We start from the raw sequence: 7,772 nt of genomic DNA on the forward strand, positions 1-7,772 counted from the left end.
GGTTCCGGCATGCCCCGGGGGGCACCCGGCTGGTGGCGACCGTCCGTGGTTTGCAGGCGGAGCGCGGCGGTGTACTCGTCGTGTCCCGGCAGCGGGCAGCGGTCGGCTGCGCGGACTGCGGGGTGGGCGTAGCCGGGCCGGACGGATCGCCGGCGTGGGGGGCTCATGTTCTGGTCGGCAACGACCTCCTCGCCGCGGGGCTCGTGGTCGAGGCTGCCGGTGTGGCGTCCCGGGTCAGCCGGCACGCGGTGCGCCTGGCGGAGCTGGGCACGGGGACCGCCGCCCTGGTCGCGCTGACCGGGGCCGGCGAGGCGCTGGCGGCCCGCGCTCAGCTCATGGTGACGGTTGCGGCCGCGGCCGCTCTGGGGGAAGGCGCCTGGGCGGCGCGTGAGCTGGGCCGCCGGCCGGCGCCTCCGACGATCCCGCATATCCCATGGCATGTGCTGCCGCCCGGGGCATGCCTGGACCGGCTCGGCAGCACCCGGCGAGGACTCTCCACCGGCCAGGTCGCCCAGCGGCAGGTCGGCGAGACGTCCGTGTCCGTGAACGCCCCCGGTCTGGCCCGGGCGTTCACCGCGGAACTGGCAAACCCGCTCACCCCGGTCCTGCTCGGCGGCGCCGCGCTGTCCGCCTCCACCGGATCGGTCCTCGACTCCGGGCTCGTCGTCAGCGTCGCGGTCGGCTCCGCGCTCATCGGGGCGGTGCAGCGGCTGCGCGCCGACCGGGCGCTGGCTCGTCTCTTCGCCGTCTCGGCCATCCCAGCTCTGGTGCGGCGGGACGGTGCGGACGTGGAGCTGACCGCGGACGATCTGGTGGCCGGGGATGTGCTCACGCTGGGGCCGGGCGACGTCGTCCCCGCCGACTGCCGCCTGCTGTCCACCGAGGCACTCGAGGTGGACGAGTCGTCGCTGACCGGCGAATCGCTCCCGGTGACGAAGTCGCCGAAGCCGGTCGCCGCCCGGGACCTGGCGGAGCGGACCTGCATGGTCTTCCAGGGCACGACCGTGGCCGCCGGGCGCGCCACCGCCCTGGTGGTGGCTACCGGCACCGCCACCGAGGCGGGGCGGGGCCTGGCCGCGGCCGCCGAGCCGGCGAGACCGGTGGGTGTGCAGGCCCGGCTCGCGGCGATCACGGACCTCACCGTCCCGGTCGCACTCGGCGCGGCCGGGACGTTGCTGCTGTCCGGGCTGGTACGTGGCCTCCCGATCCGGAACACGCTGAGTGCCGGAGTGGCGCTGGCCGTCGCGGCGGTCCCCGAGGGGCTGCCCTTCCTCGCCACGGCCGCCCAGCTCTCCTCCGCCCGACGGTTGGCCGGGCGGGGCGCGCTCGTACGCAACCCGCGCACCATCGAGACGCTCGGCCGGGTGGACGTGCTGTGCTTCGACAAGACCGGGACCCTCACCAAGGGGAAGATCCGGCTGACCGCGGTGTCGGACGGCTCCCGTTCCCGTCCGCTGGCGGACCTCGACGGGACCGGGCGTCAGGTGGTGGCCGTCGGCCTGCGCGCCACCCCGGACGACCAGCATCGCAAGCTGCCGCACCCGACCGACCGGGCGGTCGTGAAGGGCGCCGCCGCCGCGGGTGTGGGCCGGGCACCCGACGGGCGGGAATGGTCGCCGTTGACCGCCCTGCCGTTCGACCCGAGCCGCAGCTACCACGCCTGCCTGGGCCAGCTTGGCGCCGCCACGTTGCTCAGCGTCAAGGGAGCGCCCGAGGTGGTGCTGCCCCGCTGCACCCACCGCCGGACCGGCCGCCGCACCCAGCCGCTCGACGTCCGTGGCCAGGCACGTCTGGCTCGGGAACACCACCGCCTCGCCGCCGCGGGCTACCGGGTGCTTGCCGTCGCCGAGCGCCGCGTGGCGGCCGCGGGCCCCGCGGCGCGCCGGCAGCTGGCCGACGACGACGTCGCGGGCCTTGCGTTCCTCGGGTTCCTGGCGCTGTCCGACCCGGTCCGGGACACCGCGACCCCGTCCCTCGACCAGCTGCGCGCCGCGGGCGTGCAGATCATAATGATCACCGGCGACCATCCGAGCACCGCGCGGACGATCGCCGCGGAGCTCGGGGTGCTTGACGGCGATGCGCAGGTGGTGACCGGCGCGGAACTCGATGCCATGGCCGACGCGGAACTCGACGCCATGCTGCCGCGGGTGGCCGTCGTCGCCCGCGGCACACCGGCGCACAAGGTCCGGGTGATCGAGGCCTTCCAGCGGCTGGGCAGGACCGTCGCGATGACAGGTGACGGTGACAACGACGCGCCCGCCATCCGGCTCGCGGACGTGGGCATCGCGCTGGGTAAACGGGGGACCCCGGCGGCACGGGCCGCGGCCGACGTGATCATCACGGAGAACCGGCTGGACGCCATCCTCGCCGTGCTCGTCGAGGGCCGGTCGATGTGGGCCTCGGTCCGCAAGGCGCTGGGCATCTTCGTCGGCGGCAACCTCGGCGAGATCGCCTTCACCCTTCTCGGCTCGCTGGCCACGGGACGCTCACCGCTGTCCGCCCGGCAGTTGCTGCTCGTCAATCTGCTCACCGACCTCGCCCCCGGACTGGCGGTGGCGCTGCGCCCACCGGATCCGGAGGCGAGCGGCCGGCTCCTGGGCGAGGGGCCCGAACGGTCCCTGGGCAGTCCCCTCAACGCAGAGATCGCGGTGAGAGCGACCGCGACGACCCTGGCCGCCGCGGGTGCCTGGATCGCCGCCCGCCTCACCGGGCGGCGCCGGCGCGCCGACACGGTCGGGCTCGCGGCGCTCGTCGGCTCCCAGCTCGGCCAGACCCTGCTCGTTGGCGGGCGCAGTCGCATGGTGATCCTCAGCAGCCTGGTCTCGGCGGTCGTCCTGGCCGCCGTCGTGCAGGTGCCCGGGTTGAGCCACTTCTTCGGCTGCACCCCACTCGGCGCGGCCGGATGGACGATCGCCGTCGCCGCGTCCGCTGCCGCGACGCTGCTCTCGTTCCTGCTGCAGCGGCGTACCGAACGCCTGCTACAGCGGCGTACCGAACGGCCCGTCCCGGCTCGCGCCGACTTGACCCAGATCCTCCACGGCCTCGCCCGCGTTCCCCGGGCGGCGGTCCGGACAAGTGCGGCCGGCCCCGTCCCGGCACCGGCCGGTCGCGGAGCAGGATGACGCCGAGCGGGACATCGAGGGGAGCGGTCGATTTTGCCGAGCTCCCACCCGGGGGATGCTATTGCCGTCGTCCGAGGTGAGGAGGAACCATGATGAGCGGGATGAGTAGTCCGTCGCGGGCCCGCACGAGCGGCAGGCGGACGGCGAGCGGCAGGCGGACGCAGGACCAGGACGGCCAGCGGGCCGCACAGTCACCGGTCGAGCAGATGGGGGCGGACGCGAAGGAGCGGCACGAGACCCACTCGGCGATGCTGCGGCTGCCGTTCCTCAATGCGCGGTTCGAGATCCCCCACCCGTCGGGGGAACCGATGCACCTGGGCCCGATGACACTGCCATCACCGGGGAAGACCGCCTACTACGCGGGGCTGGGGCTGCTGGCCGTCACCGAAGTGATCGAATGGCCGGTCGTCGCCGCGATCGCGGCCGGTACCTATGTCGCCCAGCACACCGGCACCCCCCGGGGCGACCAACTCCGGGCCGAGCAGGCGCGCCACGGTCAGCGCGAGCCGGCGACCGTGTCGTCCTGACGCGGTCGCCGGGCTGACCGGGCACTCGGCGTCAGGTACCGGCGGGCAGGAGTTCGCCGATCAGCTTCTCGATGCGGGCACGGATGTCGTCGCGGATCGGGCGGACCGCGTCGATGCCCTGCCCGGCGGGGTCGTCGAGTTTCCAGTCCTCGTAGCGTTTGCCGGGGAAGATGGGGCACGCGTCGCCGCAGCCCATGGTGATGACCACGTCGGAGGCTTGGACGGCCTCGACGGTGAGGATCTTCGGGGTTTCGGCGGTGATGTCGATACCGACCTCGCTCATCGCGGCGACGGCGGTCGGGTTGATCTGCTCGGCGGGCATGGAGCCGGCGGAACGGACCTCGATCTTCCCGGCGGCGAGGTGGGTGAGCCAGCCGGCGGCCATCTGGGAACGGCCGGCATTGTGCACACAGACGAACAGCACCGAGGGCTTCTCGGACACGGACAGGTCCTTTCGCTACCAGGTGAGCCTGCGCGGCCGGGTCGGGCCGCGGCGTGAGGGTCAGCGGGGGGCGGGCAGGGTTAGGTCGGGGAGCATGCTGGCGATCAGCCCGCGGACCCGGTGGTCGATGTCGTCGCGAACGGCGGCGACCTGATCGGCCGGTGCGCTGTCAGGGTCGTCGATGGGCCAGTCCTCGTAGCGTTTGCCGGGGACATAGGGGCAGCGGTCCCCACAGCCCATGGTGATGACGACGTCGGCGGCGGCGAGGATGTCGTCGGTCAGCGGCTTGGGGAACTCCTCGTCCAGGCTCAGACCGATGTCCTTCATCGCCGCGATGACCTCGGGATGGATGTGCTCGCCGGGGTCGGAGCCGCCGGTACGGATGTGCAACGCGGACCCGGCGTAGTGACGGGTCAGCGCGGCGGCCATCTGTGAGCGGCCGGCGTTGCGGACGCAGACGAACAGCACTTCGGGGACCCGCTTGGCGATCAGTCCGCGGGTGGCGCCGAGGGCTTCGAGGCGTTCCCGGGTCAGTCGTTCCGCCAGTGTCGGGAGGAACAGGGTGACCCGGGCAGTGCGGGCGAGCTGGCGGTAGGAGTCGAGGAGCACCTCCTCGACCTCGCTCGCCGGGAAGGTGGTGTCGTAGTCGTAGGCGAGCCGGGCCGCACTCGCGGACAGCGCCCGTGCGGTCACCGGGTCCAGGCCCGGTAAGCCGCCGACGCCGGTAGAGCTGTCGAAATCGGTCATGAGACACCTCCAGGAAGACGTGGCTGGGAGGCACCGTTCGCCGCGGCGGCGGTGTCGGTGTGCGGGAGCAGGACCTGGGCGGCCTGCGCCGGGGTGGTCGGGGTCGGGGGGTAGAACAGCCGCACCAGCCCGTACCCGACCAGCCCTCCGACCGCCTGGACGGCGATGAACGCCGGTACGGAGGCGGGGGCGATCCCCGCGAAGGTGTCGGAGAACATCCGCCCGACGCTGATCGCCGGGTTCGCGAAACTGGTGGAGCTGGTGAACCAGTACGCCGCACCGATGTAGGCGCCGACCGCGGCCGGGGCCCGTTCACCCCGCTCGGAACGCACCAGCGCGAAGATCAGGAGGATGAGGCCGGCGGTCGCGACGACCTCGGCCAGCAGGTGTGACCCCGATGCCCGGTGATGCGTGGAGATCGACACCGCTGGCCGGTCGAACATCAGGTTCGCCAGCACCGCTCCCGCGATACAGCCGGCGATCTGGGCGGGCAGGTAGGCGGCGGCATCCCGCCACGACAACCCCCCGAACGCGGCATCGACCGCCGTGACCACGGGATTGAAGTGCGCTCCGGACACCGGCCCGACCATCAGGATGATCGCGTACAGGCCGGCGGCGGTCGCCGCGGCGTTCTCGACCAGTTGCAGACCGATCTGATCGGGGCTGAGCTGCTGCGCGGCGATCCCCGACCCGATGACCAGCGCGGCGAGCAGCATGCTGCCCACCGTTTCGGCGGCCAGCCGCCGCACCAGCGGCGGCTGACTCTCCCCGTTGTCCGTCACGTCCGGTGTCAGCGGGTAACGCCGGCGGGTGCCGGTTCGATCGTCACCGTGGGAGCGCACACCGGCCCGCAATCACACGCCGACCCGGGGCCGTCGCCCGGCTCGACGGTGCGCAGCTGCGTGCCGCTGTTCTCGGCGATGTCGGCGAGCACCGTGTAGATCTCCCACGGCGCGCCGTCCGGGTCATCGACCCACACCTTGTCCTGCAACGCATAGCAGCAGGCGGTGTTCTCCTCCACCGCCGTCACCAGCCCGGAGTCCTGCAGCCGGGTCGCGGCGGCGGACACCTCCTCCGACGTCTCGATCTCCACCCCTAGATGGTTCAGCGCCCCCGCCACCCCAGTGCCACGAGCGTCCGGGTTCTCGATCAGCACCAGCTTCAACGGCGGCACGTCCACGGCGAAGTTCGCGTACCCCGGCCGGCGCTTCGCCGGCTCCACCCCGAACAGCTTCGAGTAGAACTCCACCGCCGCGTCCACATCGGACACGTTCAACGCCAACTGCACCCTGGCCATCACAACCACCCTCACATCGACATCGGTCTATGCCTGTCGAGCCGAGGATGGACGTGCACATAGACGGCTGTCAATAGCTGAGGCATGCTGGAGGCATGGCGACCACCTCCCCACCGGCGGCCCTCCCCGTCACCGAGACCACGGGCGACCACTCGTCCAGCCTCGCGGAGACGATCGCCGCCTGCTGCACCCCGCTGGCCCGCGCACCGCTGTCCGCCGAGGAAGCCGACAGGCTGGTCGCCGTCCTCAAGGCCATCGCCGTCCCCGCCCGGCTACGACTTCTGTCGATGATCTACGCACGGGACGGCGGCGAAGCCTGCGTCTGCGAACTCACCGAACCCCTCGGCCTCACCCAACCCACCATCAGCCACCACCTCAAAGTCCTCGTCGACGCCGGCCTGATCACCCGCGACAAACGCGGCGTCTGGGCCTACTACCGCGCCGTACCCGAAGCACTCGCCGCCCTCGCCACCGTGTTCAGCCCACCCCAATAGCAGAGAACAGAACATCCCCACCGAACGGCGCGGCGCCACGGCGAACACTCACCGTGGGCAGCTATTCCCCTGCTGGTCTCGTGGGGCTCCAGAACCCCGATCTGGGCGGTGCCCTGCGCATTTGCCTGCCGGACGGGACCTGCGTCAGAAAGTCTGGATGATCATGGTGTGGTCCCTGCTCTACGCCCTGACACGCAACGCTCTCGGACTGAGTTGCTCCGGGTTCGTGGGGACACCACGAAGGAGGTAGAGCTCCTCGTCCTGCGACTCGGGTAGCGGTGTTGCGGCGGCAGGTTCACCGGCCGACGCCGGAACCGACGGATCTACGTGTTCTTCGTCGTCGAACACGCCACCCGCCGTGCCCATGTCCTCGGAGTCACGAGACACCCAACCGCGGCGTGGGTCGCCCAGCGGGCACGGAACCTTCTCAGGGATCCCGAGGAGCGTCGGTTGGGCTCAGCCGGTCGGCCTCCAGTTCCCGTCCGCCGGGTCGGGGTCCTGCGGGTCTGGGGGCGGGAGTTCGTCGCGGTCGTCGCGGTCCCGGGTGGGGGCGTCGCCGAGGTCTGACTGGAGTCGGTCGAGATCCAGGTTGAGGGAGGTGTATTTGAGTTTGCGGGCGACTTTCGTGTGTTTGGCTTTCGCTCGACCGCGTCCCATGGAACGACCCCTTCCGGCCATTGCGCACCCCCGCTGCGGTGCTCGTTGTGTGTGATGCCTTCTGAGAACACGAGGCGGCACGACTCCGCCACATTCTTCGGTATCGGCTTCATTACCCGAGGTAGTTCTGGATTCTGTGTGAGTGTGAGGGGTGACGCCGTTTCGCCAGGGTCCTCGACGCGATCTGCTGGATCCGGTCGCGACTTGACCGTCGTGGCGTCGATGGTGGGGAAGCCGAGCTGCCAGCGTGGCGAGGTTGTCGACCTTCTGTCACTCTTGACTTGGACGTCGCCGGGGAGGCTTGGCGGTGGCGTTGATACCGCGATACCTGCGCGTCCTTCGCAGGAGGCAGCGTGCTTGGCGGGAGGTTCGGATAGGCCGGCCGGCATTGACACAAGGTCGACATGACCCCATGTCCCCCACTCGGCCCGCCCGCCCGGCAGCGGCGGACATGCCGACCTCGCACATCGACGCACGCGCCCGACC

General features: G+C 71.6%; 8 protein-coding genes. 3 read left to right on the forward strand and 5 right to left on the reverse strand.

What is annotated here, in order from left to right; genetic code table 11:
- Both FMEAI12_RS34650 and FMEAI12_RS37480 read left to right on the forward strand, forming a co-directional pair.
- Positions 1-3,122: HAD-IC family P-type ATPase (locus FMEAI12_RS34650; protein WP_112109273.1), on the forward strand; the 3,122-nt coding region annotated here is incomplete at its 5' end.
- Between the two features lie 101 nt (positions 3,123-3,223).
- Positions 3,224-3,649, forward strand: a complete 426-nt coding sequence (locus FMEAI12_RS37480; RefSeq protein ID WP_198541182.1) for a hypothetical protein — start codon at positions 3,224-3,226, stop codon at positions 3,647-3,649.
- A 31-nt stretch (positions 3,650-3,680) separates the two neighbouring features.
- On the opposite strand, the gene FMEAI12_RS34660 is transcribed toward FMEAI12_RS37480, so the two are convergent.
- Genes FMEAI12_RS34660 through FMEAI12_RS34675 form a run of 4 tightly spaced genes read right to left on the reverse strand, consistent with a single transcriptional unit; the run spans position 3,681 to position 6,135 of the window.
- Positions 3,681-4,091 carry an arsenate reductase ArsC gene (locus FMEAI12_RS34660; RefSeq protein WP_112109274.1) on the reverse strand — a complete coding sequence of 137 codons (411 nt, stop codon included), beginning with the start codon at positions 4,089-4,091 and terminating at the stop codon, positions 3,681-3,683.
- Between the two features lie 60 nt (positions 4,092-4,151).
- On the reverse strand, positions 4,152-4,838 hold the full coding sequence (locus tag FMEAI12_RS39055) for an arsenate reductase ArsC (RefSeq protein WP_112109275.1): 687 nt from the start codon (positions 4,836-4,838) through the stop codon (positions 4,152-4,154).
- Positions 4,835-5,620: an MIP/aquaporin family protein gene (locus FMEAI12_RS34670; protein ID WP_235015058.1), complete on the reverse strand. Its 786-nt coding sequence runs from the start codon at positions 5,618-5,620 to the stop codon at positions 4,835-4,837. Before FMEAI12_RS34670 ends, FMEAI12_RS39055 begins: the two co-directional genes overlap by 4 nt.
- An 8-nt stretch (positions 5,621-5,628) precedes the next feature.
- Positions 5,629-6,135 (reverse strand): ArsI/CadI family heavy metal resistance metalloenzyme, encoded by a 507-nt coding sequence (locus FMEAI12_RS34675; protein WP_112109276.1) that lies wholly within the window; start codon positions 6,133-6,135, stop codon positions 5,629-5,631.
- Between the two features lie 95 nt (positions 6,136-6,230).
- Between FMEAI12_RS34675 and FMEAI12_RS34680 the strand changes: the two genes are divergently transcribed.
- Positions 6,231-6,629 (forward strand): metalloregulator ArsR/SmtB family transcription factor, encoded by a 399-nt coding sequence (locus FMEAI12_RS34680; protein ID WP_112109277.1) that lies wholly within the window; start codon positions 6,231-6,233, stop codon positions 6,627-6,629.
- 456 nt (positions 6,630-7,085) lie between these two features.
- On the opposite strand, the gene FMEAI12_RS34695 is transcribed toward FMEAI12_RS34680, so the two are convergent.
- A complete protein-coding gene (locus tag FMEAI12_RS34695) occupies positions 7,086-7,286 on the reverse strand; it encodes a DUF3073 family protein (protein WP_112109278.1) in 201 nt (66 codons plus the stop codon).
- Between the last annotated feature and the right edge of the window lie 486 nt (positions 7,287-7,772).

It is taken from the genome of Parafrankia sp. Ea1.12 (genome assembly GCF_900465275.1).
Lineage (GTDB): Bacteria > Actinomycetota > Actinomycetes > Frankiales > Frankiaceae > Parafrankia > Parafrankia soli.

Bases quoted from the DNA above. Each gene is read 5' to 3' on its own strand.
- FMEAI12_RS37480 (WP_198541182.1), top strand. From the start codon at position 3,224: ATGAGTAGTCCGTCGCGGGCCCGCACGAGCGGCAGGCGGACGGCGAGC.
- FMEAI12_RS34680 (WP_112109277.1), top strand. From the start codon at position 6,231: ATGGCGACCACCTCCCCACCGGCGGCCCTCCCCGTCACCGAGACCACG.
- FMEAI12_RS39055 (WP_112109275.1), bottom strand. From the start codon at position 4,838: ATGACCGATTTCGACAGCTCTACCGGCGTCGGCGGCTTACCGGGCCTG.
- FMEAI12_RS34675 (WP_112109276.1), bottom strand. From the start codon at position 6,135: ATGGCCAGGGTGCAGTTGGCGTTGAACGTGTCCGATGTGGACGCGGCG.
- FMEAI12_RS34695 (WP_112109278.1), bottom strand. From the start codon at position 7,286: ATGGGACGCGGTCGAGCGAAAGCCAAACACACGAAAGTCGCCCGCAAA.